General features: G+C 73.4%; 18 protein-coding genes. 15 read left to right on the top strand and 3 right to left on the bottom strand.

Going from position 1 to position 24,574, the window contains the following annotated elements:
* Positions 1–32: 32 nt before the first annotated feature.
* Positions 33–1,151 (bottom strand): trypsin-like serine peptidase, encoded by a 1,119-nt coding sequence (locus tag ACFWJ4_RS07165; RefSeq protein ID WP_380540165.1) that lies wholly within the window; start codon positions 1,149–1,151, stop codon positions 33–35.
* A gap of 73 nt (positions 1,152–1,224) precedes the next feature.
* Positions 1,225–2,424 carry a trypsin-like serine peptidase gene (locus tag ACFWJ4_RS07160; RefSeq protein ID WP_380540163.1) on the bottom strand — a complete coding sequence of 400 codons (1,200 nt, stop codon included), beginning with the start codon at positions 2,422–2,424 and terminating at the stop codon, positions 1,225–1,227.
* Positions 2,425–2,792: 368 nt separating this feature from the next.
* On the opposite strand from ACFWJ4_RS07160, the gene ACFWJ4_RS07155 reads away from it, so the two are divergent.
* The 5 genes from ACFWJ4_RS07155 to ACFWJ4_RS07135 are packed head-to-tail and all read left to right on the top strand — an operon-like array spanning position 2,793 to position 10,610.
* Entirely contained in the window at positions 2,793–4,652 is a 1,860-nt protein-coding gene (locus ACFWJ4_RS07155; protein ID WP_380540161.1) for an IucA/IucC family protein, read from the top strand.
* Complete coding sequence (locus tag ACFWJ4_RS07150; RefSeq protein WP_380540247.1) at positions 4,544–5,272, top strand: GNAT family N-acetyltransferase; 729 nt, start codon at positions 4,544–4,546, stop codon at positions 5,270–5,272. The genes ACFWJ4_RS07155 and ACFWJ4_RS07150 overlap by 109 nt, the downstream gene beginning before the upstream one ends.
* Positions 5,273–5,281: 9 nt before the next feature.
* On the top strand, positions 5,282–6,682 hold the full coding sequence (locus ACFWJ4_RS07145) for a lysine N(6)-hydroxylase/L-ornithine N(5)-oxygenase family protein (protein ID WP_380540158.1): 1,401 nt from the start codon (positions 5,282–5,284) through the stop codon (positions 6,680–6,682).
* A complete protein-coding gene (locus ACFWJ4_RS07140) occupies positions 6,660–8,483 on the top strand; it encodes an IucA/IucC family protein (RefSeq protein WP_380540155.1) in 1,824 nt (607 codons plus the stop codon). The genes ACFWJ4_RS07145 and ACFWJ4_RS07140 overlap by 23 nt, the downstream gene beginning before the upstream one ends.
* Positions 8,484–8,495: 12 nt before the next feature.
* Positions 8,496–10,610 carry an ATP-dependent DNA helicase gene (locus ACFWJ4_RS07135; protein WP_380540152.1) on the top strand — a complete coding sequence of 705 codons (2,115 nt, stop codon included), beginning with the start codon at positions 8,496–8,498 and terminating at the stop codon, positions 10,608–10,610.
* 96 nt (positions 10,611–10,706) lie between these two features.
* Here ACFWJ4_RS07135 and lexA read toward each other — a convergent pair whose 3' ends face one another.
* Complete coding sequence (gene lexA / locus ACFWJ4_RS07130) at positions 10,707–11,492, bottom strand: transcriptional repressor LexA (protein ID WP_380350895.1); 786 nt, start codon at positions 11,490–11,492, stop codon at positions 10,707–10,709.
* Positions 11,493–11,943: 451 nt separating this feature from the next.
* On the opposite strand from lexA, the gene nrdR reads away from it, so the two are divergent.
* From nrdR to ACFWJ4_RS07080, 10 genes are all read left to right on the top strand, one after another.
* Positions 11,944–12,444 carry a transcriptional regulator NrdR gene (gene nrdR, locus ACFWJ4_RS07125; protein ID WP_359907050.1) on the top strand — a complete coding sequence of 167 codons (501 nt, stop codon included), beginning with the start codon at positions 11,944–11,946 and terminating at the stop codon, positions 12,442–12,444.
* Positions 12,445–12,651: 207 nt separating this feature from the next.
* Entirely contained in the window at positions 12,652–15,537 is a 2,886-nt protein-coding gene (locus ACFWJ4_RS07120) for a vitamin B12-dependent ribonucleotide reductase (RefSeq protein ID WP_380540149.1), read from the top strand.
* Positions 15,538–15,707: 170 nt separating this feature from the next.
* Complete coding sequence (locus ACFWJ4_RS07115; protein WP_380540244.1) at positions 15,708–16,472, top strand: SDR family oxidoreductase; 765 nt, start codon at positions 15,708–15,710, stop codon at positions 16,470–16,472.
* Between the two features lie 304 nt (positions 16,473–16,776).
* Positions 16,777–18,558, top strand: coding sequence for an ATP-binding protein (locus tag ACFWJ4_RS07110; RefSeq protein WP_380540146.1), 1,782 nt, complete (start codon positions 16,777–16,779; stop codon positions 18,556–18,558).
* Positions 18,558–18,995 (top strand): roadblock/LC7 domain-containing protein, encoded by a 438-nt coding sequence (locus ACFWJ4_RS07105; RefSeq protein WP_380540143.1) that lies wholly within the window; start codon positions 18,558–18,560, stop codon positions 18,993–18,995. The genes ACFWJ4_RS07110 and ACFWJ4_RS07105 overlap by 1 nt, the downstream gene beginning before the upstream one ends.
* Positions 18,992–19,360 (top strand): DUF742 domain-containing protein, encoded by a 369-nt coding sequence (locus ACFWJ4_RS07100; RefSeq protein ID WP_359907038.1) that lies wholly within the window; start codon positions 18,992–18,994, stop codon positions 19,358–19,360. Before ACFWJ4_RS07105 ends, ACFWJ4_RS07100 begins: the two co-directional genes overlap by 4 nt.
* Complete coding sequence (locus ACFWJ4_RS07095) at positions 19,341–20,153, top strand: ATP/GTP-binding protein (protein ID WP_380540140.1); 813 nt, start codon at positions 19,341–19,343, stop codon at positions 20,151–20,153. Before ACFWJ4_RS07100 ends, ACFWJ4_RS07095 begins: the two co-directional genes overlap by 20 nt.
* Positions 20,150–21,394, top strand: coding sequence for a cytochrome P450 (locus ACFWJ4_RS07090; RefSeq protein ID WP_359907035.1), 1,245 nt, complete (start codon positions 20,150–20,152; stop codon positions 21,392–21,394). The genes ACFWJ4_RS07095 and ACFWJ4_RS07090 overlap by 4 nt, the downstream gene beginning before the upstream one ends.
* A 35-nt stretch (positions 21,395–21,429) precedes the next feature.
* Positions 21,430–22,644 carry a cytochrome P450 gene (locus ACFWJ4_RS07085; protein WP_380540135.1) on the top strand — a complete coding sequence of 405 codons (1,215 nt, stop codon included), beginning with the start codon at positions 21,430–21,432 and terminating at the stop codon, positions 22,642–22,644.
* A gap of 326 nt (positions 22,645–22,970) precedes the next feature.
* A complete protein-coding gene (locus ACFWJ4_RS07080) occupies positions 22,971–24,359 on the top strand; it encodes an ABC transporter substrate-binding protein (protein WP_380540132.1) in 1,389 nt (462 codons plus the stop codon).
* Positions 24,360–24,574 lie beyond the last annotated feature (215 nt).

Raw genomic sequence — 24,574 nt, 5'->3', positions numbered from 1 at the left:
GTCCCGGGGCCCTTCCCGTGCCCCCGCAGGGGCTACCGGACGTTCTTGGCGAAGTAGTCGAAGGCCTGCTTCGCCTGGTCGTGCAGGGAGGGCCCGGCCTGGTAGCCGGCCGGGTTGCGGTTGCCGACCGCGCCGACGCTGATCAGGTTGGGCTTGCCGTCCCTGATGACGAACCAGCCGCCGCCGGAGGCGCCGGCCGTCATGGAGCAGCCGATCACGTACATCGGCGGGCGGGTCCGGTCGAAGGAGAGCCGCCCGGGCGCGGCCGGGGAGTCGCAGTGTTCGAGCTCCAGGCCGTCGAACGGCCGCTCGGCCGGGTAGCCGTAGGCGGCGGCCGCGGTGATCTGCTCGCGCGGGGCGTTGAACCAGATCGGCACCGAGCCGCCGACCGTCTCCTCCAGGGACCTGCCGGAGCCGTCCTCGCCGCGCACCCGCAGCACGCCGTAGTCGTACTGGTTGCGGGCACCGACGCCGCTCTCCTGGCGCCAGGTCGGCGAGACCAGCGCGCGCACCGCCGTCCACCGGCCGTACGGGGCGGCCTGCTGGTCCGGGTTCGGCTTGCCGTGGACCACCCGGCCGTCCCGGTTGAAGGCGGGGACGAAGACCAGGTTCTTCAGCCAGCCGCCGCCCTTGCCGTCGTGCAGGCAGTGCGCGGCGGTGTAGACGAGGTTGCTGCGGCCGGGGTTGACCGGGTCGGAGACCACGGTGGCGGAGCAGGCCGCGTCGCCCTGCGGCGTGGTCATGAAGAGCCGGCCGACCACCGCGCCGGCCTGGGCGTACGGGTGCGGCAGCGGCTGGGCCGGGACGGCGGCCGGCGGGGCGTCCTGTTCGACACCGGCCGCCGCGGGGGCGGTCAGGGAGTACTCCGGGGTGGGCCGGGGCTTGGCGGTGTCCATCCGGGCGGCCGTCCAGAAGCCGGGCGCCGCGTCGCCGGCGAAGGCGCTGTCGGCGACGTAGCGGTCCCAGTCCTCCACCTTCCAGCCGGTCAGGTCGCCCAGGCTGGTGGGCGCGGAGCGGGGCAGGGCGAGGGGCGCGGTGGCGGGCCGGGCCGGGCCGTCCGGGCCGCACCCGGCGGCGCCCAGCGCGAGCGCGGCGAGCAGCGCGGCGCCGGCTGTCGCGGCCCGGCGCCGCCGGCTGGTGGTTGTCGGCATGCTGGCTCGTCCCCCGTGCTGTGCTGGTGATCCCGTACCGCCCCCGCCGGCGGCTGCTTCCCTCGTACGGCTGCTACTTCTTGGAGATCCAGTCCAGTGCCTGCCGGGCGACCGCCTCCAGGTAGGGGCCGCTCAGCGAGGTGTGCTCCTGGGTGCCGATCGAGGTGTTGCTGACCAGGGCGGTCCTGCCGTCGGGCATGGTGGCGAACCAGCCGCCGCCACTGGCGCCCTGGGTCATGGTGCAGCCGATGGTCAGCATCGTCGGGCGCTTGGCGTCGAAGGAGAGCCGGGTCGGCTTGCCGCCGTCGCACTTGTACAGCTCCTGGCCGTCGAACGGCTTGACGAGCGGGTAGCCGACGGCCGAGACCTTGAGCTGGTCGCGCGGTGCGTCGAACCAGACCGGAACGGCCGAACCGACCGTCTCCTCCAGGGACTTGCCGGTGTCGTTCTGGTTGCGCACGCGCATCACCGCGAAGTCGTACTGGTTGGCGGCGTCGCCGCTGCCGCCGCCCTCGACCATCCACTGCGGCGAGGCGGTGACCTGGTCGGCCCACCAGGTGCCCAGCGGGGCCAGCTCGGACAGCGGGGCCCGCTTGCCGCCGCTGGAGGCGCCCGAGTTGTTGTAGGCGGGCACGAAGACCAGGTCCTTGAAGAAGTTCCCGCCCTTGCCCTCGTGCACGCAGTGGCCGGCCGTCCAGACCAGGTTGCTCTTTCCCGGGTGCTGCGGGTCGGTGATCACCGTCGCCGAGCAGTTTCCGCGGCCGCCCTGGGCGGAGAAGAACACCTTTCCGGAGGGCTGCTTCGTGTACGGGCGGGGCACCGCCAGGGCCTTGACCACCGGGGGCTCGGGGTCGGTCACGCCGTCGTCGGTGGACGGCGCGGGGGTGGCGGGGGCGGGCTTGGCGGCGGGCGGGGCCGGCTCGGCGGGCTTGGAGTCGCCCATCTTGTCCGGGTCCCAGAAGTCCTTCACCACCGGGTTGTTGAAGACGTGCTTGGACGCCCACTTGTCCCAGTCCTCGAACTTCCACTTCTTCAGGTCGTCCCAGCTCCTGGGCAGTCCCTCCAGCAGGCTGGTCGGCAGCCCGGACGGGAGGGTGATGCCGCCGATCGCCCCGCCCGCGCCCGCGCCCGCGGCCTGGGCCGCCGCGGAGGAGGGCGGCGGCGCGGGGCTGGTCCCGCCGCCCGCCGGGCCGTCGGGCCCGCAGGCGCTCACGGCGAGCAGGGTGCCCGCGGCCAGGGCGGCGGCCAGGGCTGACCGGTGGATCGTTGGCATCTGTGCGCTTCCCCCTGTGCTCGGGCGGTGGGTGCTGGGCGGTGCCGGGTCGCCGGGTGGTCCCGGCTCGCCGGACGGTGCCGCGGCGGGCGGCCGCACACCGGGGCGGTGGGTACCCGGCCGGTTCGCGGTGCGGCGGTCCGCCGTTCTGGAGTCTTCCATCGCCCAGAAGGACGGCGCTGCCCACCCCCCGGGTTGCGGTGCCGGCCGGAGGTCACCGATCCGTGATCCGGGCCCGGCCGGTGCACCGGCCCAGCAGGGCATCCGGCCCCGGATGTGCACAATCGCCGATTCTCACCCGGACGAGTGAGCGCTCCTTGTGATCACCCGTCATGGATAGGTAACCCTTACCTGACGCGACGGTGCGAGTGCCCGCCGATCCCCTCCACCACAGTGCGCGTCCGCACCCCCACGCGCCCCAAGGAGCAGCCTTGAGCACCGCCCTCACCGGAGCCCCGCCCGTACCGCCGCCCACCGTGGCACGGGCCTTCGGACACGACCTGCTGCTGCACCCCGACCCGGCCGTCGCCGCCGAACAGGCCGGACTGGAGGCCCTGCTGCGCTGCTGGACGCGGGAGACCGGAGCCCGGCCCGGCCCGGACGGCCGGTTGCGGATCGCCGTCCTCGGCGGGGCCGCCCGGCTCACCGCCCCGGTCCGCTACTGGTCGCCCGGCGGCTGGCACCGCTTCGGCCCCGCCACCCTCGCGGTCGGCGAGGGCGGCGCCGAGGCCCCGGTGGACGCCGTCACCGCCGCCGCGCTGCTCGCCGCCGCGGCCGCCGAACGGCCCGACCCCGGGCAGGTCGCCGACCTGGCTGGCCGGGTCGCCGACTCGGTCGTGCGCACCGCCGAGATCCTCGCCCACCGCCGCACCGCCGCCGTGCCCGGCGGGCCGGAGCGCTCGCACTTCCTCGCCGCCGAACAGTCCCTGCTGCTCGGCCACCCGCTGCACCCCACGCCCAAGAGCCGCGACGGCCTCGGCCCCGCCCAGAGCGCCGCCTACTCGCCCGAACTGCACGGCTCCTTCCAACTGCACTGGTACGCGGTGGACCGCGAACTGCTCGCGGCCGGCTCCGCCGTCGCCGAGAGCGCCGAGCAGCTCACCGCCGGCCTGCTCGACGGCGGCCCGGCGCTGCCGCCCGGCACCGCAGCCGTCCCGCTGCACCCCTGGCAGGCCCGCGAACTCGCCCACCGCCCGGCCGTCGCCGCACTGCTCGCCGACGGGCTGCTGCACGACCTCGGCCCGGCCGGCGAGCCCTGGTACCCCACCTCCTCGGTGCGCACCGTCTACCGGCCCGGCACCCCGTGGATGCTCAAGCTCTCGCTCGGCCTGCGGATCACCAACTCCCGCCGGGAGAACCTGCGCAAGGAACTGCACCGCGGCCTGGAGATGCACCGGCTGCTGGAGAGCGGGCTGGCCGCCGAGTGGCGGGCCGCCCACCCCGGCTTCGACATCGTCCGCGACCCGGCCTGGATCGGCGTCGACCACCCCGACCTCGGCGACCCCAACGGCCTGGACACGGTGCTGCGCGCCCAGCCCTTCGCACCCACCGACCGCGCGCTGTGCGTCGCCGGACTGGTCGCCGAACAACCGCTCGGCGGCGGCGACACCGTGCCCTCCCGGCTCGGCGACCTCCTGCGGGCGCTGGCCCTGCGCTGCGCCCGCCCGCTGCGGACGGTGGCCGCCGAATGGTTCCTGCGCTACCTGGACGCGGTCGTGCTGCCCATCCTCTGGCTGGACGGCCGGGGCGGCATCGCCCTGGAGGCGCACCAGCAGAACAGCCTCGTGCTGCTGGACGCCGAGGGCTGGCCGTGCGGCGGCCGCTACCGCGACAACCAGGGCTACTACTACCGGGAGAGCGCCGTCGGCGCGCTCGCCGCCCGGCTGCCCGGGCTCGGCACGGACAGCGACACCTTCCTGCCGGACGAGGTGATCGACCACCACTTCGCCTACTACCTCGGCATCAACCACGTGCTCGGCCTGATCGGCGCCTTCGGCTCCCAGCGGCTCGCCGACGAAACGGTGCTGCTGGCGGCGCTGCGCCGGTTCCTGGCCGGTCCGCGGGCCGCCGCCACCGGCTCGGCGCTCCCCGCCCTGCTGCTGGACGCGCCCACGCTGCCCTGCAAGGCCAACCTGCTCACCCGGATCAACGGCATGGACGAGCTGGTCGGCCCGGTCGCCAGCCAGTCCGTGTACGTGGACATCCCCAACCCGGTGGCGGGCGCCTGATGCCGTACGAGCTGCCCGGGCGGGCACCGGTGCCCGCCCCGGCGGGCGAGTTCCGGCTCGGTCCGGTGCCCACTCCGGCGGGCGAGTTCCGGCTCGGCCCGGTGCTGCTGCCCGCCGACCTGGCGCTGCTCACCGGCTGGATGAACGACCCGGAGGTCGACGCCTTCTGGGAGCTCGCCGGGCCGCCGGAGGTCACCGAACGGCACGTCCGGGCCCAGCAGGACGGCGACGGCCGGAGCCTGCCCTGCCTCGGCCTGCTCGACGGCGAGCCGATGAGCTACTGGGAGGTCTACCGCGCCGACCTCGACCCGCTCGCCGCGCACTACCCCGCCCGGCCGCACGACACCGGCGTGCACCTGCTGCTCGGCCCCGCCGCCAGCCGCGGCCGAGGGCTGGGCGCCGTCCTCCTCGCCGCCCTCGCAGAATTGATTCTTCGCGGGAATCCGCGCTGCGAACGGGTGGTGGCCGAGCCGGACGTCCGCAACCGGCGGTCCGTCCGGGCCTTCGAACGGGCCGGATTCCGAGCCGCCGCCGAACTCGACCTGCCCGGCAAGCGCGCCGCCCTGATGGTCCGCGACCGGGCCGACGGGCCCGCCGCGCAGGCCCAACTCCCCGCCTAGGAAACCCCTGTGGACACCTCGACACCCCCCGCGTACGACCTGCTCGGCGTCGGCATCGGCCCGTTCAACCTCTCGCTCGCCGCGCTCGCCGAGCCCGTCCCCGGCCTGCGCACCCTCTTCTGCGACCAGCGCCCGGAGTTCCGCTGGCACCACGGGATGCTGGTGGACGGGGCCCGGATGCAGGTGCCGTTCCTCGCCGACCTGGTCTCCCTGGTCGACCCGACCAGCCCGTGGTCCTTCCTCAACTACCTGCGCGACCAGGACCGGCTCTTCCCGTTCTACTTCGCCGAGCGCTTCCAGCTGCCGCGCCGCGAGTACGACCACTACTGCCGCTGGGCCGCCGAACGGCTGACCGGCTGCCGCTTCGGCACCGAGGTCACCGCCCTGCACTGGGACGCGCCCTGGTACCGCGCCGAGCTGACCGACACCGCGACCGGCCGGCGCTCCGAGGTCAGGGCCCGCAACCTCGCCCTCGGCGTCGGCACCCGGCCGGTCCTCCCCGAGGCCTTCGCCGCGCTGGCCGGACACCCGCGCGCCTTCCACTCCGCCGAGTACCTGGACCGCCGAGCCGACCTGGCCGGCGCCCGGGACATCACCGTGATCGGCAGCGGACAGTCCGGCGCCGAGGTCTTCCTCGACCTGCTCCGGCGCCACGAGGGCGACGGCGTCCGGCTGCGCTGGCTCACCCGCACCAGGGCGCTCGCCCCCATGGAGTACTCCAAGCTCGGCCTGGAGCACTTCACCCCCGACTACACCCGCTACTTCCACAGCCTGCCCGCCCCCGTCCGGGACGCGCTGGTCGCCGCCCAGTGGCAGCTGCACAAGGCCGCCAGCACCGAGACCCTCGCCGAGATCCACGACCACCTCTACGAGCGCACCATCGGCCGCCCGATCGACACCGCCCCGGTCGAGATCACCCCCGGCACCGCCGTCACCGCCGCCCGACCGGGCCCCTGCGGCGGCCTCGAACTGCACTGCCGGCACACCGACTCCGGCGCCGAGCACCTGCTGCGCACCGACGCCCTCGTGCTCGCCACCGGCTACCGGGCGGCCCGCCCGGCCGCCCTCGAACCGCTCGCCGAGCTGATCGACTGGGACGAGGCCGGGCGCTACCGGGTCGACCTGGACCACCGGGTCGCCACCCGCCCCGAACTCACCGGCGGGCTGTACGTCCAGAACGCCGAACTGCACACCCACGGCGTCGGCACCCCCGACCTCGGACTCGGCGCCCACCGGGCCGCCGTGATCCTCAACGCCGTCACCGGGCGCACCGTCCACCGGCTGCCCGACCGCACCGCCTGGACCGGCTTCGCACCGCCCGTACCCGCCCCCGACCCCGCGTCCCACCACCGGACCACCGTCGTCCCCCGCCCCCAGGAGTTGACCCGTGCCGCAACCGTCGGCCGCTGAACCGCCGCTCCACCTGCCGCCGCACCTCACCGCCGGGCACTGGCAGCGGGCCGGCCGCGCCCTGCTGGCCAAGATGCTGGGCGAGTTCGCCTACGAGGACCTGCTCCGGCCCGTCCCCGGCGAGGCGCCCGGCGAGTACCGGCTGGAGCTGCCCGAGGCCGAGTACCGCTTCACCGCCCGGCGCGGCGCCTACGACAGCTGGCAGGTCGACCCCGAGTCCGTCCGCTGCACCCGCCCGGACGGCCTGGACCCGCTGCGCTTCCTCCCGTACGCCCGGCAGACCCTCGGCATGCGCGGCGAGACCACCGGCCACCTGATCCGCGAGCTCTGCGCCACCCTGACCGCCGACGCCCGCCAGCTCGCCACCGCGCTGACCGCCGCCGAACTCGCCGACCTCGACCACGCCGCCCTGGAGGGCCGGCAGACCGGCCACCCCTGGATCGTGCCCAACAAGGGCCGGATCGGCTTCTCCGGCACCGACGCCGCCCGCTGGGCCCCGGAGGCCCGCAGCCCCCGCCCGCTGCCCTGGATCGCCGTCCACCGCCGGCTCGCCGAGTACCGCGGGGTGCCCGGCCTGGAACGGCCCGAGCAGCTGTACGCCCGCGAGCTGGACGACGTCGACGCGCTGCGCGCCGCCCTCGGCCCGGACGCCGGGGACTACCTGCTGCTGCCCGTCCACCCCTGGCAGTGGGACGAGACGATCCTGCCGCTGTTCGCCCCCTGGATCGCCTCCGGCGAGATCGTCCCGCTGCCCTCGGACGGCGACCCACGGCTGCCCCAGCAGTCCATCCGCTCCTTCTTCAACACCGCCCATCCCGAGCGCTGCACCGTCAAGCTGCCGCTGTCCGTCCTGAACACCCTGGTCTGGCGCGGCCTGCCGGTCGAGCGCACGCTGGCCGCGCCCGCCGTCACCGCCTGGCTGCTCGGGCTGCGCGACGCCGACCCGTACCTGCGCGACGAGTGCCGGGTGATCCTGCTCGGCGAGATCGCCTCCGTCACCGTCGACCACCCGCTCTACCGCGAGCTGCCCGAGGCGCCGTACCAGTACAAGGAGCTGCTCGGCGCGATCTGGCGCCAGCCGCTCGGCCCCTTCCTGGCCGGCGGCGAGCGGGCCCGCACCCTGGCCGCGCTGTTGCAGACCGGCTCCGACGGGCGGGCGCTCGCCGCCGAGCTGATCGACCGCTCCGGCCTGCTCCCCGGCGACTGGACCGCCCGGCTGTTCGCCGCGACGATGCCGCCGCTGCTGCACTTCCTCTACCGCTACGGGCTGGTCTTCTCCCCGCACGGCGAGAACGCCATCGTGGTCTTCGACCCGTCCGACGTGCCGGTCCGGCTCGCGGTCAAGGACTTCGTGGACGACGTCAACCTCAGCGCGCAGAGCCTGCCCGAACTGCACGCGCTGCCCGCCGAGGTCGCCGAGGTGCTGCTGCGGGAGAGCCCGCAGGGACTCTGCCAGTTCATCCACTCCGGGCTCTTCATCGGCGTCTTCCGCTATCTCGCCCCGCTGCTGGAGGCGCAGACCGGACTGCCCGAGACCGAGTTCTGGGCGCTGCTGCGCGCGGAGGTGCTGCGCTACCAGGACCGCTTCCCCGAGCTGGGCGAGCGCTTCGAGCTGTTCGACCTGTTCCGCCCGCGGATCGACCGGCTCTGCCTCAACCGCAACCGGCTGTTGCTGGACGGCTACCAGGACCGCCCGCACCGCCCGCACGCCGCCCGGCACGGGACCGTGCCGAACGCGCTGGTCGCGGTGGACGTGCGACTGCCCGGGCAACGGGACCGGATTGTCACCCCCGCCCCGTAGGGTGGGAGGGTCATGACGAACGACTCCGAATCCCAGCCCGCGACGGCCCTCGGCGACGAGGCCGAGGAAGCCGTCGCCGTCCCGCGCTCGCGGATCCCCGAACTGCTGCACGCCGCGGTGGCGGCCGTCGGCGGCGCGGAGCGCCCCGGTCAGGTCCGGATGGCCGAGGCCGTCGCCGACGCCGTCGACCACGGCGAGCACCTGCTCGTCCAGGCCGGCACCGGCACCGGGAAGTCCCTGGCCTATCTGGTGCCCGCACTCGCCCACGGCGACCGCGTGGTCGTCGCCACGGCCACCCTGGCGCTGCAACGCCAGCTGGTGGAACGGGACTTGCCACGCACCGTCGAGGCGCTGCACCCCGTGCTGCGCCGCCGGCCGCTGTTCGCGATGCTCAAGGGCCGCTCCAACTACCTGTGCCTGCACCGGGCCAACGAGGGCACCCCGAGCGACGAGGGCGAGGGCCTGTTCGACCCGGTGGACGCGCTCGGAGGGCCCACCGGGAAGCTCGGCAAGGACGTGCTGCGGCTGCGCGACTGGGCCGACGAGACGGACACCGGGGACCGCGACGACCTCAGCCCCGGCGTCTCCGACAAGGCCTGGGCCCAGCTGTCGGTCACCTCCAAGGAGTGCCTCGGCGCCACCCGCTGCCCGTACGGGCAGGAGTGCTTCGCGGAGAAGGCGCGGGAGCGGGCCAAGCTGGCGGACGTCGTGGTCACCAACCACGCGATGCTCGCGATCGACGCGATCGAGGGCGCGCCGGTGCTGCCCGAGCACGGGCTGCTGATCGTGGACGAGGCGCACGAGCTGGTCAACCGGGTCACCGGCGCGGCCACCGCCGAGCTGACCGTCGGCGCGGTCAACCGGGCGGTCAAGCGGGCCGCGCGGCTGGCCAACGAGAAGGCGGTCGACGCGCTCCAGGCCGCCGCCGAGAACTACCACGGCCTGATGGAGACCGCCCAGCCCGGCCGGGTCGAGGAACTGCCCGAGTACCTGGCGTACGCGGTCACCGCGATCCGGGACGCCTCCCGCCAGGTGATCAGCTCGCTCGGCGAGACCAGGGACAAGGGGCTCAGCGACGAGGACGCCGTCCGCAAGCAGGCGATGGCCTCGGCCGAGGCGCTGCACGAGACGGCCGAGCGGCTGCTGGAGGACTCCGAGTACGACGTGGTCTGGATCGAGCGCAGCGACCGCTACGGGCTGGGCACGGCCTCGCTGCGGGTCGCCCCGCTGAGTGTCTCCGGGCTGCTGCGCGAGGGGCTGTACAAGGAGCGCTCGGTCGTCCTCACCTCGGCCACGCTCAAGCTCGGCGGGGACTTCAACGGCGTCGCCGCCTCCGTCGGCCTGCCCTCCGAGACGCGGCTGCCGGACGTCCGCACCGCCGGGGACAACCCGGAGTCCGGTCCGGCCTTCGGCGAGGATGCGGTGCCGCACTGGCGCGGGATCGACGTCGGCTCGCCGTTCAAGTACCCCAAGCAGGGCATCCTGTACGTCGCCAAGCACCTCGCCGACCCCGGGCGCGACCCCGAACGGCCGGACATGCTGGACGAGTTGGCCGAGCTGATCGGTGCGGCCGGCGGGCGGACGCTGGGGCTGTTCTCCTCGATGCGGGGCGCCCAGACGGCCGCCGAGGCGATGCGCGAGCGGCTGGACCAGCGCGTCCTGCTGCAGGGCGAGGACACCCTGGGCGAGCTGATCCGGGAGTTCGCCTCGGACGCCACCACCTGCCTGTTCGGCACGCTCTCGCTCTGGCAGGGCGTGGACGTGCCCGGCTCGGCCTGCCAGCTGGTCGTGATGGACCGGATCCCGTTCCCCCGGCCGGACGACCCGCTGATGAGCGCCCGCCAGAAGGACGTCGAGCAGCGCGGCGGGAACGGCTTCATGGCCGTCGCGGCGACGCACGCGGCGCTGCTGATGGCACAGGGCGCGGGCCGGCTGGTGCGCGCGGCCGACGACCGGGGCGTGGTCGCGGTGCTGGACCCGCGGGTGGAGACCAAGCGGTACGGGAGCTTCTTCCGGTCCTCGATGCCCGAGTTCTGGTACACCACGGACCGCAACCAGGTGCGCCGCTCGCTGGCGGCGATCGACGCCTCGGCGGCGCCGGTCCGGCCGGTGGTGAAGCGGGGCTGAGGGCCGGGCCCGGGGGCGTCCGGGCCGCAATGCCGGAGGGGCTCCCCGCACGAGCGGTGGAGCCCCTTCCCGGTGCCGTCGGCCGCGGCACAGGAGTCAGAGGCGGCGCAGGACCGCGACGACCTTGCCCAGGATGGTCGCGTTGTCGCCGTTGATCGGCTCGTACGCCGAGTTGTGCGGCATCAGCCAGATCCGGCCGTCCTCGCGCTTGAGCCGCTTGACGGTGGCCTCGCCGTCGATCATCGCGGCCACGATGTCGCCGTTCTCGGCGACCGGCTGGCGGCGCACGGTGACCCAGTCGCCGTCGCAGATGGCGGCCTCGATCATCGAGTCGCCGCGCACGGTGAGCGCGAACAGCTCGCCCTCGCCGACCAGCTGGCGGGGCAGCGGGAAGACGTCCTCGACCGTCTGCTCGGCCAGGATCGGCCCGCCGGCGGCGATCCTGCCGACCAGCGGGACGTAGGAGGTGGACGGGCGGCCGGCCGTCTCGGCGGTGTTCGGGCGGGCCACCTCGACGCCGCGGACCTCGTAGGCGCGCGGGCGGTGCGGGTCCCGGCGCAGGAAGCCCTTGCGTTCCAGGGCCATCAGCTGGTGGGCCACCGAGGAGGTGCTGGACAGGCCGACGGCCTGGCCGATCTCGCGCATGGACGGCGGGTAGCCGCGGCGCTGGACGGAATCCCGGATGACCTCGATCACCCGGCGCTGGCGCTCGGTGAGACCGGCCTCGTCGGTGCGGATCCCGGGGGGGCGGCCGGGCATCGCGCGGGCGGGGGAGGGATGGCCGTCGTCCAGGGCGGCGGAGTGTTCGATCGGCTGGTCCGGAACGCGGGCCGTTCCGGACAGGGCCGCGCCGGGGAGACGGTGGTCTTCGCTACGGTCCATGCTGATGTCCAGACCCTGTTGATTCGTGGTGCGCTGCCCCACCTTGAACTGGGAGTGTTCCTGCACCGGGATGGTGTTGCTTTCGATCGTGTTCACGGCGGCCCCTCTCGACGGCTGTCCTCTCCCCTTTTCCAGCCCAACGCGCCTCCTATCGAAAGGTTGCGCCAAACACACGTTCGAGTGAATTATTCGGGAGTTGACTGACTCGATCAAGGCTTTGTTGTACATCGAGTAAATGTTCGAGCAGAACTCGACTCCGGCAGTCTAATCGGCGCCGTCGCGGCATCGACACGCCATGGTGCTCACCTCCCCCGGACTCCTAGATGTAGTGGCTATAGTCGTCATCCGTGCCCAGTACTAGTGGTCACCCCGCATGATCGGCTTGCCCAGGCCGGGGGCACATCGCATAGACTCAAGAGGTCCGAACGTTCTGCCAGGGAGGGATCCCGAGGTGCACTGCCCCTTCTGCCGGCACTCCGACAGCCGTGTTGTCGACAGCCGGACCACCGAGGACGGCAGCTGCATCCGCCGCCGTCGGCAGTGCCCGGACTGCGGCCGCCGCTTCACCACGGTGGAGACGGCCGCACTGATGGTCATCAAGCGCAGCGGCGTCACCGAGCCGTTCTCCCGGCAGAAGGTCATCACCGGCGTCCGCAAGGCCTGCCAGGGCCGCCCGGTCACCGAGGACGCGCTGGCCCAGCTCGGGCAGCGGGTCGAGGAGTGCGTGCGCGCCAGCGGCAACGCCGAGCTGACCACCCACGACGTGGGGCTGGCCATACTCGGCCCGCTCAAGGAGCTCGACGTGGTCGCCTACCTGCGCTTCGCCTCCGTGTACCAGGCGTACGACGGACTTGAGGACTTCGAGGCCGCCATCGCGGAACTCCGCGTCGAACGGCCCCGCGCCCCCGAGGCGGACGACACCCCCGTGTCCGTCTCCGCCGCCGCGCCCTAGCGGGCGTCGGCACCGGGCCCCGGGCGGGCCCCGTCGCACCACCATGGCCCCGCGGGGCCCACGCGTGCCCGAAAACGGGGCACAGAACACTACAAACCGTGCGTAAGCAGGCAAGGTCTCCGCCTGCCCGCACACCGGAAGAACGAACCAGCAGTGCCCGGACTTTTCAGGGCACTTCGGGCGTTTGCCCAGGAGGAGGAGCGAGAAGTGACAGACACCACGAGCGGTTCGGCGCGCGGGTCGAAGTCCGAGAAGGCCGCGGTCAAGGGCGCCAAGGCGCCGAAGGGCGGCCTCCCGATGGAGCGCATCTACACCACTCCTGGCGTGCACCCGTACGACGAGGTCCGCTGGGAGCGGCGTGACGTCGTCATGACCAACTGGCGCGACGGCTCGATCAACTTCGAGCAGCGCGGCGTCGAGTTCCCCGACTTCTGGTCGGTCAACGCCGTCAACATCGTCACGTCCAAGTACTTCCGCGGCGCCGTCGGCACCCCGCAGCGCGAGTGGAGCCTGAAGCAGATCATCGACCGCGTGGTGCTCACCTACCGCGCCGCCGGTGAGAAGCACGGCTACTTCGCCACCAAGGACGACGCCGAGATCTTCGAGCACGAGCTGACGCACGCCCTCCTCCACCAGGTGTTCAGCTTCAACTCGCCGGTCTGGTTCAACGTCGGCACCAAGCAGCCCCAGCAGGTCAGCGCCTGCTTCATCCTGTCCGTCGACGACTCCATGGAGTCGATCCTCGACTGGTACAAGGAAGAGGGCATGATCTTCAAGGGCGGCTCCGGCGCCGGCCTCAACCTCTCCCGGATCCGCTCCTCCAAGGAACTGCTCTCCTCCGGCGGCAACGCCTCCGGCCCGGTCTCCTTCATGCGCGGCGCCGACGCCTCGGCCGGCACCATCAAGTCCGGCGGCGCCACCCGCCGCGCGGCCAAGATGGTCGTCCTCGACGTGGACCACCCGGACGTCGAGGCCTTCATCGAGACCAAGGTGAAGGAGGAGGAGAAGATCCGCGCCCTGCGCGACGCGGGCTTCGACATGGACCTCGGCGGGGACGACATCACCTCCGTCCAGTACCAGAACGCCAACAACTCGGTCCGCGTCAACGACGAATTCATGACCGCCGTCGAGAACGGCACCGAATTCGGCCTGCGCGCCCGGATGACCGGCGAGGCCATCGAGACCGTCGACGCGAAGAAGCTGTTCCGCAAGATGGCCGAGGCCGCCTGGGCCTGCGCCGACCCCGGAATCCAGTACGACACCACCATCAACCACTGGCACACCTGCCCGGAGTCCGGCCGCATCAACGCGTCCAACCCCTGCTCCGAGTACATGCACCTGGACAACTCCAGCTGCAACCTCGCCTCGCTGAACCTGATGAAGTTCCTGCGCGACGACGACTCGTTCGACGCGGCGGCTTTCGCCAAGGTCGTCGAGCTGGTCATCACCGCGATGGACATCTCCATCTGCTTCGCGGACTTCCCCACCGAGAAGATCGGCGAGACCACCCGCGCCTACCGCCAGCTCGGCATCGGCTACGCCAACCTCGGCGCCCTGCTGATGGCCACCGGCCACGCCTACGACAGCGAGGGCGGCCGCGCCCTGGCCGGCGCCATCACCTCGCTGATGACCGGCACCGCCTACCGCCGCGGCGCCGAACTCGCCGGCGTGGTCGGCCCGTACGACGGCTACGCCCGCAACGCGGCCCCGCACCAGCAGGTCATGAAGCAGCACGCCGACGCCTCGCTGGACGCCGTCTCCCACGACGACCTGGACGCCCCGGTCTGGCTGGCCGCCAACAAGACCTGGCAGGACGTGCTGCGCGTCGGTGCGCAGAACGGCTTCCGCAACGCCCAGGCCTCGGTGCTCGCCCCGACCGGCACCATCGGTCTGATGATGGACTGCGACACCACCGGCGTCGAGCCCGACCTGGCCCTGGTCAAGTTCAAGAAGCTGGTCGGCGGCGGCTCGATGCAGATCGTCAACGGCACCGTCCCGCGCGCCCTCAAGCGCCTCGGCTACCAGGACGAGCAGATCGAGGCGGTCGTCGCCCACATCGCCGAGCACGGCAACGTGGTGGACGCGCCGGGCCTGAAGGCCGAGCACTACGAGGTGTTCGACTGCGCGATGGGCGAGCGCTCCATTTCGCCGATGGGCCACGTGCGGATGATGGCCGCGATCCAGCCCTGGATCTCCGGCGCCATCTCCAAGACCGTGAACATGCCGGCCGCCGCGACCGTCGAGGACGTCGAGGAGATCTACTTCGAGGCGTGGAAGATGGGCGTCAAGGCGCTCGCCATCTACCGCGAAAACTCGAAGGTCGGCCAGCCGCTCTCGGCCAAGAAGAAGGACTCCGAGGAGAAGTCGGCGCAGGCCGAGGCTCCCGCCGTGGTCGAGAAGGTGGTCGAGTACCGCCCGGTCCGCAAGCGTCTGCCCAAGGGCCGCCCGGGCATCACCACCTCCTTCACGGTCGGTGGCGCCGAGGGCTACATGACCGCCAACTCCTACCCGGACGACGGTCTGGGCGAGGTCTTCCTGAAGATGTCCAAGCAGGGCTCGACCCTCGCGGGCATGATGGACGCCTTCTCCATCGCCGTCTCGGTCGGCCTCCAGTACGGCGTGCCGCTGGAGACCTACGTCTCCAAGTTCACCAACATGCGCTTCGAGCCGGCAGGCCTGACCGACGACCCGGACGTGCGGATGGCGCAGTCGATCGTCGACTACATCTTCCGCCGCCTGGCACTCGACTTCCTGCCGTTCGAGACCCGCTCGGCGCTCGGCATCCACTCCGTCGAGGAGCGCCAGCGCCACCTGGAGACGGGCTCGTACGAGCCGCTGGAGGTCGAGGAGCTCGACACCGAGTCGCTCGCCCAGTCCGCCCCGGTCGCCGCCAGGCCGCCCGTGGTCCCGGCCCCGGCCGTCGAGGCGCCCAGGACGGCCCCGAAGCAGGCCCACAACTCCACGGAGCTGATGGAGATCCAGCTCGGCCTCAACGCCGACGCCCCGCTCTGCTTCTCCTGCGGCACCAAGATGCGCCGCGCCGGCAGCTGCTACCTCTGCGAGGGCTGCGGCTCCACCAGCGGCTGCAGCTGATCACGCTCGACCCCGGTTTCACCCGATGAGGTGAAAACCTGAGGCGGGGCGAGGACTTCACGGTCCTCGCCCCGCCTTTTTCGTGTTCCCGTGACTGCCGATGTCACGTTCGGGGGTGGTGTCCGGTCCGTAGGGGGTGACGGGTTCTGCCGAGAAGGAGTGGTGCGGTGATGGGAACGGTGCTGGTGACCGGGGCGACGGGGACGCTCGGGCGGGAGGTGGTGCGGCTGCTGGTGGCGCGCGGGGTGGCGGTGCGGGGGCTGAGCCGGCGGGCGCGGGACGGGGGCGACGGGGTCGAGTGGGCGGTCGGCGACCTGGTGAGCGGCGCCGGGATCGCGGGGGCGATGGCCGGGGTCGAGGTGGTGGTCGACTGCGCGACCACGCAGAAGAAGGAGGACCTGGCCGGAGTCCGGACGCTGGTGGCGCGGGCCCGGGAGGCCGGGGTGCGGCACCTGGTGTACGTGTCGATCGTCGGGATCGACCGGGTGCCGATCGCGTACTACAACACGAAGCTCGCCTGTGAGCGGGTGGTGCGGGAGTCGGGGCTGGGCTGGACGGTGCTGCGGGCGACGCAGTTCCACGACCTGGTGCTGAGGTTCTTCGACGCCTCCGTGAAGCTGCCGGTCTTCCCGGTGCTGAGCGGGACGGCGTGCCAGCCGGTGGACGTGCGGGAGGTGGCGGCGGCGGTCGCGGACCTGGTGGGGGAGGAGCCGGCCGGCTTCGCGCCGGAGGTGGGCGGCCCGCAGGTGCGTTCGTACCGGGAGCTGGCCGAGGCCTACCTGCGGGCGGCGGGCAGGCGCCGGCTGCTGCTGACGCTGCGCGTGCCGGGTGCGGCCGGCCGCGGGTTTCGGGCGGGCGGCAACCTGACGCCGGACCGGGCGGTGGGCCGGGGGACCTTCGAGGAGGCGCTGGAACGGCGGTTCGGCCGCCGCTGAGTTCGGCGGCGGCCGACGGGGCCGGCCACCCGAGGTGTGAACCGTGGCACGCGGGTGGGCGTCGGTGGTGTCGCAGTGTGGTGTGGACGGTGTGAAAGCAGGAGATTGGCCGTCAACTGGCCACTTGAGGCCTATGTCTGAATCGATATGATCGGCCGAAAGCGTGAACCGATCAGACGCCCGGAGACGTTTCATGACGTCGCCGGGCGGTCCGGTATGCGCCCGACCCAGCTGTCGGCGGCCGCAACCGTCGCCGACCCGCCGCCCGCGCCGCCGCCCGCCGACGTTGCCGAGGACCGCACCGATGAGAGAAGCCACCAGCCCCGACGGCCGATCGCGCCGACGGCCCGCGCCGCGCACCGTCGCCCTGACCGCGGCCGCCGTGCTGCTGGCGCTGGTCGCCGCGCCGGTCGGCGTCGTCCGGGCGTTCGGCGCGCACCAGCCGCTCACCGCCCTCGCGGTGGTTGCCGTCACGGTGCTCTGGCTGATCGCCGTCGGCCTCGCCTCGACCGGTGCGGAGCGCGCCCGCGGGCTGACCGAGGAGCTGGCCGCTCAGCACGAGGAGACCCGGGCCGCGCTGGTCGCCGCGGGCACGGCCCGGCAGGCCGAGACGGCCGCCGCCGACCGCGCCGCCGCCGCGCTCGCCGAGCGGGACGCCGCCCGCGCCGAGCAGTCCCGCGCCGAGGCGGACGTCACCGCCGCGCACACCGAACTGGCCCGGCTGCGGGCCGAACTGGACGCCGAGCGGGCCGGGGCGCAGACGGAGCGGACCCGGGCCGAGTCGGAACGCGCCGAACTGGCCCGGATCGTCGAGGGGGTGCTGCCCGAGGTGGTGGCGAAGCTGCGGGCCGGCGCCGCCGTGGACAGCGCGCTGGCCGTCCACCGCAAGCACCCCCAGTACGCGCTGCTGCGCGCCGTCGGCGAGGAGATCGGCCGCGGCGAGCGGCTGCGGGCAGCCGCCCTGGCCGTCTGCGCGACCGCCGCCGGGCGGGTCCAGGCGCTGGCCACGAGCATGCACGCCGAGCTGCGCGAGATGCAGCACCGGCACGGCGAGGAGGTCCTCGGCGACCTGCTGAGCCTGGACCACTCGACCGCCCAGGCGGGCCGGATGGCCGACAGCATCGCGGTGCTCACCGGCGCCCGCTCGGGCCGCCGCTGGGCCAAGCCGATCGCGGTGGAGTCGGTGCTGCGCGGCGCGCTCGGCCGGATCGGCGCCTACCAGCGGGTGCGGCTGCACAACGCCAGCACCGCCGCGGTCGCCGGGTACGCGGCCGAGGGCGTGATGCACGCGCTGGCCGAACTGCTGGACAACGCCACCAACTTCTCCGCCCCGCCGGCCGAGGTGCACGTCTACGTCGAGGAGGTGCCGGCCGGGCTGGTGGTCACCGTCGAGGACAGCGGGCTGGGGCTGAGCGACAGCTGGCTGCGCCGGGCCGAGCGGGCCGTCTGCGCCGAGCCGCTGGACCTCACCACGCTCTCCGCCGGTACCCGGCTGGGGCTCGCGGTGGTCGGCGTGCTGGCGCGCAAGCACGGGCTGCAGATCTCCTTCCGGCCTTCGGCGCGCGGCGGCACCGGCGTGGTGATGCTGATCCCGCCGCGGCTCGTCACGCACCCGGTGCCGACCGCCGCCCCGGCGCCCGTCCAGGCGTCCATCCCGGCGCAGACGCCGCCCGTGGAGACCGCGCGCCCCGCGCTCACCTCGGCGCGCCCCGCACCCGTCTCCCTGCCTCCGGCGCCCGCCTCCCTGCCTCCGGCGCCCGCCGCGCAGCGGACCCCGGCCGGGACGCCGACCGCCACCGGGACGCAGACGTCCACCGCGCCCGCCCTGCCGGCTGCGCCCGCCCGGATGACCGACAGCGGCCTGCCGCAGCGCCGGCGCGGACAGACGCTGGCGACCAGCGCCCCCGCGACGGCCCGGACCGCGAAGGCCGTGAGCACCGACGCGGTCGGCGCGGCCGCCCGGTTCGGCGCGTTCCGCCGGGCCGCCGCCCGTCCCGCGGGGGCCGAGCAGCCCCCCGCCGGGGCGCCGACCACGAATCCCGACACCATGCCCGACGCTTCCCCCGTCACCGAGAAGGACACCTGATGAGCAGTGCCAGCGACCGCGACCTCGACTGGCTGTTGGAGAACCTGCGGGCGGCGACCCCCGGCACCCGGCACGCCCTGGTCCTCTCCGCCGACGGCCTCAAGCTCTGCCACACCGCCGGGCTGAGCACCGACCAGGCCGACCAGCTGGCCGCCATCGCATCCGGCCTGCAGAGCCTGGCGCACGGCGCCTCCATCGAGTTCGGCGACGGCAGCGGCGGCGTGCGGCAGTCGATGACCGAGTTCCACGGCGGCATCCTGTGCATCGTGGCGGCCGGTGAGGGCGCGCACCTCGCGGTGGTCACGGACGACGACGCGGACGTCGGCGTGGTCGGCCACAACATGCACGGCCTGATCGAGCAGATCGGGGTCCACCTCAGCGCGCCCGCCCGGGAGGCGGAGGGCGAGGCCGCCGCGCAAGAGAGCGCCGGCATATGACTGCCGGGCCGGTGCTGCCGGGCCGTGACGACGACCCGGACCGCCTCTACACCATCACCCGGGGCCGCAGCCGGGCGCCGGAGAACGCCTTCGACCTGGTCACCCTGATCGTCGCCGAGCGGCAGCCGGCGCCCGGGATGCAGTCGGAGCACGCCCGGATCCTGCGGATGTGCGAGGCCCCGACCGCCGTCGTGGAGGTGGCGGCGGAGCTGGCGTTGCCCGTCTCGGTGGTGAAGATCCTGCTCGGCGACCTGCTGGAGTCCGGGGCGGTCACCGCCCGCCACCCCCGGTTCGCGCCGAACAAGGCCCGGCTGCCCGACCTCGACACGCTGAAGCAGGTGCTGCATGGCCTCCAACGGCTCTGATGCGTGGGACGCCGACCCCGACGCGGCTGCCGCTGCCGGCGTCCGGTCCGCCGGCGCGCGCACCCCGCTGCGGGCGACGGCCGACAACGCGCTGAAGATCGTCGTGGTCGGCGGCTTCGGGGTGGGCAAGACCACCCTGGTCGGCTCGGTCAGCGAGATCCGCCCGCTGAACACCGAAGAGGTGATGACCAGGGCGGGCGAGGGCATCGACCCGGCCGGCGCCTGGGGCAAGCGCTCCACCACGGTCGCCTTCGACTTCGGCCGGATCACCCTCTCCGAGCGCCAGGTGCTGTACCTGTTCGGCGCGCCCGGCCAGGAGCGCTTCTGGTTCCTCTGGGACCGGCTGTTCAGCGGCGCCCTGGGCGCGGTCGTCCTGGTGGACACCCGGCGGCTGGAGGACTCCTGGTACGCGATCGACCGGCTGGAGCACCACGGCACGCCGTTCATCGTGGCCCGCAACAACTTCGGCGAGCCCGGCCACACCCTGGAGCAGGTCCGCGAGGCGCTGGACCTGCCGGCCGGGGTACCGCTGGTGGACTGCGACGCGCGCGACCGCGAGTCCGGCAAGCAGGTGCTGATCGCCCTGGTCCACCATCTGGCCGCCCTGGCCGGGGCCGACGAGGGGGCCCTGACCGGCGGGGCCGCTCCGGCCGTTGCCGCCGGGGCCGTTTCCGCTCCGGCCGATGCCGCCGTTGCCGCTCCGGCCGTTACCGCCCGGGCCGTTGCCGCCGGGGCCGAGGAGCCCGCCCGGGCAGGGTCCCGCACCGTGATCTACGAGGAGAGCACCCCGTGACCGAGCCCGCCGCCACCCCGCCCCCGGGCTGCCCGGCGCACGCCGGCGCCACGCCGCTGTACGGGCCGCGCTTCCAGACCGACCCGTCCCAGCTCTACCGCGAACTGCGCGCCGCGCACGGCCCGGTCGCCCCGGTCGAGCTGGCCGGCGGCGTGCCCGCCTGGCTGGTCATCGGCTACCGCGAGCTCCAGCAGGTGACCGGCCGGCCGCAGCTGTTCGGCCGCGACTCCAGCCGCTGGCACGCCTGGGAGACGCTGCCCGCCGACTGGCCGCTGAAGCCGATGATGGCGCCCGTGCCGTCGATCCTCTACGCCGAGGGCGAGGAGCACGTCCGGCGTTCGCGCGCGGTCACCGACGCGCTGGCCGGGATCGACCCGTACGAGCTGCGCAAGCACGCCGAGGAGATCGCCGACCGGCTGATCGACGAGTTCGCCGGGCGCGGCGAGGCCGATCTGGTCGCCGAGTACGCGCACCGGATGCCGCTGCTGGTGCTGTGCCGGGTGCTCGGCCTGGACGAGGAGCAGGCGCCGCAGCTGATCGCGGCGCTGCTGGCGATGCTGGACGGCGGCCCGGACGCGCCGGCCGGCGCCCAGCGGCTGTTGGAGCTGATGCTCGCGCTGGTCGAGGAGAAGGCGGAGTACCCGGGCGCCGACGTCGCCTCGCGGATGCTGGCGCACCCGGCCGGGCTGACCCACGACGAGGTGATGCGCGATCTGCGGGTGCTGCTGATCGCCGGCCACCAGCCGAGCTCGTACTGGATCTCCAACGCGCTGCGGCTGATGCTCACCGACGAGCGGTTCGCCGCCTCGCTGGCCGGCGGCCGGCGCAGCATCAGCCAGGCGTTGAACGAGGCGCTCTGGGAGGACACCCCGACCCAGATCTTCGCCGGCCGCTGGGCGGTCCGTGACACCCAGCTGGGCGGCCAGCGGATCGCCGAGGGGGACATGGTCCTGCTGGGCTTCGCCGGGGCCAACGCCGATCCGGCGGTCCGGCAGGCGGACGGCCGCCCGGCGGAGGGGAACCGGGCGCACATGAGCTACTCGTACGGCGAGCACGGCTGCCCGTTCCCGGCGCAGGAGGCGGCGGAGGTGATCGCCACCACCGCGATCGAGGTGCTGCTCGACCGGCTGCCGGACCTTCGGCTGGCGGTGGCCGAGCACGCGCTGGTGTGGCGGCCGTCGGCCTGGGTGCGGGGGCTGGTGGCGCTGCCGGTCTCGTTCACCCCGGGCCACCCGGCCTGATCGTTCAACACCCGCTGTTCGAAAGAGAGTTGTCGATGACCGCTGCCCCGGCCCGAATCGTCCTCGACCCGCTGGCCCGTGACAACGCGGCCGAGGGCGTGCTGCTGCGGGCCGCCGGCCCGGTGGTGCCGGTCGAGCTGCCCGGTGGGGTCGCCGCCTGGGCGGTGACGCAGCACGCCGCCGCGCGCGACCTGCTGACCGACGCCCGGCTGGTGAAGGACGCCGCGCACTGGGCGGCGTACCAGCGCGGTGAGGTGCCGAAGACCTGGCCGCTGATCGGTCTGGCGGTGCCCGGCCCGAGCATGGTGACCACGGACGGCGCCGAGCACCGCCGGCTGCGGGCGCTGGTCGCGCAGGCCTTCACCCCGCGCCGGGTGGAGCTGATGCGTCCGCGCGTCGAGGAGATCACCCACGCGCTGCTGGACGCCCTGGCGGCGGGCGAGCCGGTGGTGGACCTGAAGACGGCCTTCGCCTTCCCGCTGCCGATGACGGTGATCTGCTCGCTGCTGGGCGTTCCCGAGTCGGATCACGGCCTGCTGCGCGACCTGTACGAGCGGTTCTTCGGCATCAAGCCGAACCCGGAGGGCATCCAGGCGACCGTCGCCGGGCTGAACGCCTTCGTCAACGGCCTGGTGGCGCAGCGCCGTTCGGCTCCCGGCGAGGACCTGGCGAGCGTGCTGCTGGCGGCCGACACCGAGGGCGGGGCGCTGACCGACGCGGAGGCTGCGGCCACCCTGCGGGTGATCATCGCGGCCGGCCACGAGACCACGGTGAACCTGATCGGCAACGCGGTGCGGGCGCTGCTGACCCACCCGGACCAGTTGGAGCTGGTGCGCTCGGGCCGGGTGTCCTGGGACGTGGTGGTGGAGGAGTCGCTCCGCTGGACGCCGCCGACCAGCAACTTCCTGTTCCGGTTCGCCGCGCAGGACATCCCGGTCGGCGAGGTGGTGATCCCGGCGGGTGAGCCGGTGCTGGTCTCGTACAACGCGATCGGGCGCGACCCGCTCCAGCACGGGGTGACGGCCGAGGTCTTCGACCTCACCCGGGACCCGGCCCGTCACCTGTCCTTCGGGCACGGCCCGCACGTCTGCCCGGGCTCCCCGCTGGCCCGGCTGGAGGCGGGGGTCGCGCTGCCCGCGCTGTTCGAGCGCTTCCCGGGGCTGTCGCTCGCGGTGCCGGACGCCGAGCTGCGGCCGAGCCCCTCGCTGGTGGTGAACAGCCTGCGGGAGCTGCCGATCCGGCTGTTCTGATCTGATGTGTCGTCACGTTCTGGGCCCCGTCCGGATTTCCGGTCGGGGTCTTCGGCTTCTGGTGGTGGCGGTCCGGGTACCGCCTGGTCGCGGGTCACGGTCGGGACACCGGCTTGTGAAGGTCGAACGTGGACCTTGGCGAGGGGCGGCGGCTGCGTTAACGTCTTCGATCAGTCCGGACGCGGCTCGCCCGTGATCCCGTCCGTGATCCCGTCCGCGATCCCCGTCCGTGATCCTTGTCCGTGATCCCTTGCAGGCCCATCTCCGGTACAGCGCGATGTCGTTCAGCCCACCGTCGGCAGCACGCCCTGGCGAGGAGAACCGCATTGACCCTCAACCCGACCGCGCAGCATCCGGGTTACCGCCGTCGTCCGGTCGCCGCGGCCGCCCTGGTGGCGGCGCTGGCGCTGACCGCGGCCTGTTCCAACAGCTCCGGCGGTTCGGGCGGTGGCGGGGGCGGATCGGCCGCGTCGCTGTCCGGCGACTGCGCCGCGTACCAGCCGTACGCCGGACACGCGGGTACCACGGTGACGATGTTCGCCTCGATCCTGAGCCCTGAGTCGGACAACCTGGAGAAGTCCTGGGCCGAGTTCAGCAAGTGCACCAGGATCAAGATCAGTTACGAGGGCTCGAACGACTTCGAGTCCCAGCTGCCGGTCCGGGTCTCCGGGGGCAACGCCCCGGACTTCGCGATCATCCCGCAGCCGGGCCTGCTGGCGCAGATGGTGAAGAGCGGCAAGGTGGTGAAGCCGCCCGCCCAGACCGTCGCCAACCAGGACAAGTGGAGCCCGATCTGGAAGACCTACGGATCGGTCAACGGCACGTTCTACGCGGCCCCGATGAGCGCCAACATGAAGTCCCTGGTCTGGTACTCGCCGAAGGCCTTCAAGGCGGCCGGCTACGAGGCGCCCAAGACCTGGGCCGACCTGATGGCGCTCAGCGACCGGATCGCCAAGGCGGGCGGCGCCAAGCCGTGGTGCGGCGGCATCGCCTCCGGAACGGCCACCGGCTGGCCGGCCACCGACTGGCTGGAGGAGGTGGTGCTCGGCTCGTACGGCGGCGAGGTGTACGACCAGTGGGTCGGCCACCAGGTGAAGTTCTCCGACCCGAAGATCACCACCGCGATGAAGACGGTCGCCGACTGGATGCAGAACCCGGCCTGGGTCAACGCGGGCTTCGGTGACGTGAAGTCGATCGCCACCACCACCTTCCAGGACGCGGGCACCCCGATCCTGAGCGGCAAGTGCATGCTGCTGCAGCAGGCCTCCTTCTACGAGGCGCAGTGGCCCAAGGGCACCAAGGTCGGCCCGGACGGGGACGTCTTCGCCTTCCACCTGCCCGCGGTGAACCCGTCGATCGCCAATCCGGTCGAGGGCGGCGGCGAGTTCCTGGCGGCCTTCTCCGGCCGGCCCGAGGTGCAGGCGGTGCAGAACTACCTGTCCAGCTCCGCCTGGGCGAGCAGCCGGGTGAAGACCGCGAGCGGCTGGGTCTCGGCCAACCAGGGCGTGGACAAGGGCCTCTACACCGACCCGATCGACAAGCTGTCGGCCGAGGCGCTGACCGACCCGTCGGCGACCTTCCGCTTCGACGGCTCCGACCTGATGCCGGCCGCCGTGGGCGCCGGACAGGAGTGGAAGTCGCTGACCGCCTGGTTCGCCGAGGGGCAGTCGATCCAGAAGACCGCCGCCGACATCGACGCCGCCTGGCCGCAGTAGCCGACGCGCCGGTCCGCTGCCGGCGGGAGCAGCCGACGCGTCGGCTTTGCTGCCGGCGCGAGCAACCGAGGCGCCGGTCCGCTGCCGGCGCACTGGGACCACCTGTCGAGGGCGGTGCGGGGCCCCCCCACCGCGCCCCCCCCCCCCCTCCCACCCCCGCCCGAAGGGCGTAGATACCACGCGGGAACCCGAATACCGGGACCACAGGAGGCGGT

The organism is Kitasatospora sp. NPDC127067 (genome assembly GCF_042724755.1).
GTDB classification, from domain to species: Bacteria; Actinomycetota; Actinomycetes; order Streptomycetales; family Streptomycetaceae; genus Kitasatospora; species Kitasatospora lactacystinica.
The sequence above is the reverse complement of the archived record's forward strand: the minus strand, read 5'-3'. Positions and strand labels throughout refer to the sequence as shown.

What these genes read in the sequence shown, in the direction of transcription:
- ACFWJ4_RS07165 (WP_380540165.1), bottom strand. Translation starts at nt 1,151, where the DNA reads ATGCCGACAACCACCAGCCGGCGGCGCCGGGCCGCGACAGCCGGCGCC.
- ACFWJ4_RS07160 (WP_380540163.1), bottom strand. Translation starts at nt 2,424, where the DNA reads ATGCCAACGATCCACCGGTCAGCCCTGGCCGCCGCCCTGGCCGCGGGC.
- ACFWJ4_RS07135 (WP_380540152.1), top strand. Translation starts at nt 8,496, where the DNA reads ATGACGAACGACTCCGAATCCCAGCCCGCGACGGCCCTCGGCGACGAG.
- lexA (WP_380350895.1), bottom strand. Translation starts at nt 11,492, where the DNA reads ATGGACCGTAGCGAAGACCACCGTCTCCCCGGCGCGGCCCTGTCCGGA.
- ACFWJ4_RS07115 (WP_380540244.1), top strand. Translation starts at nt 15,708, where the DNA reads ATGGGAACGGTGCTGGTGACCGGGGCGACGGGGACGCTCGGGCGGGAG.
- ACFWJ4_RS07110 (WP_380540146.1), top strand. Translation starts at nt 16,777, where the DNA reads ATGAGAGAAGCCACCAGCCCCGACGGCCGATCGCGCCGACGGCCCGCG.
- ACFWJ4_RS07105 (WP_380540143.1), top strand. Translation starts at nt 18,558, where the DNA reads ATGAGCAGTGCCAGCGACCGCGACCTCGACTGGCTGTTGGAGAACCTG.
- ACFWJ4_RS07100 (WP_359907038.1), top strand. Translation starts at nt 18,992, where the DNA reads ATGACTGCCGGGCCGGTGCTGCCGGGCCGTGACGACGACCCGGACCGC.
- ACFWJ4_RS07095 (WP_380540140.1), top strand. Translation starts at nt 19,341, where the DNA reads ATGGCCTCCAACGGCTCTGATGCGTGGGACGCCGACCCCGACGCGGCT.
- ACFWJ4_RS07085 (WP_380540135.1), top strand. Translation starts at nt 21,430, where the DNA reads ATGACCGCTGCCCCGGCCCGAATCGTCCTCGACCCGCTGGCCCGTGAC.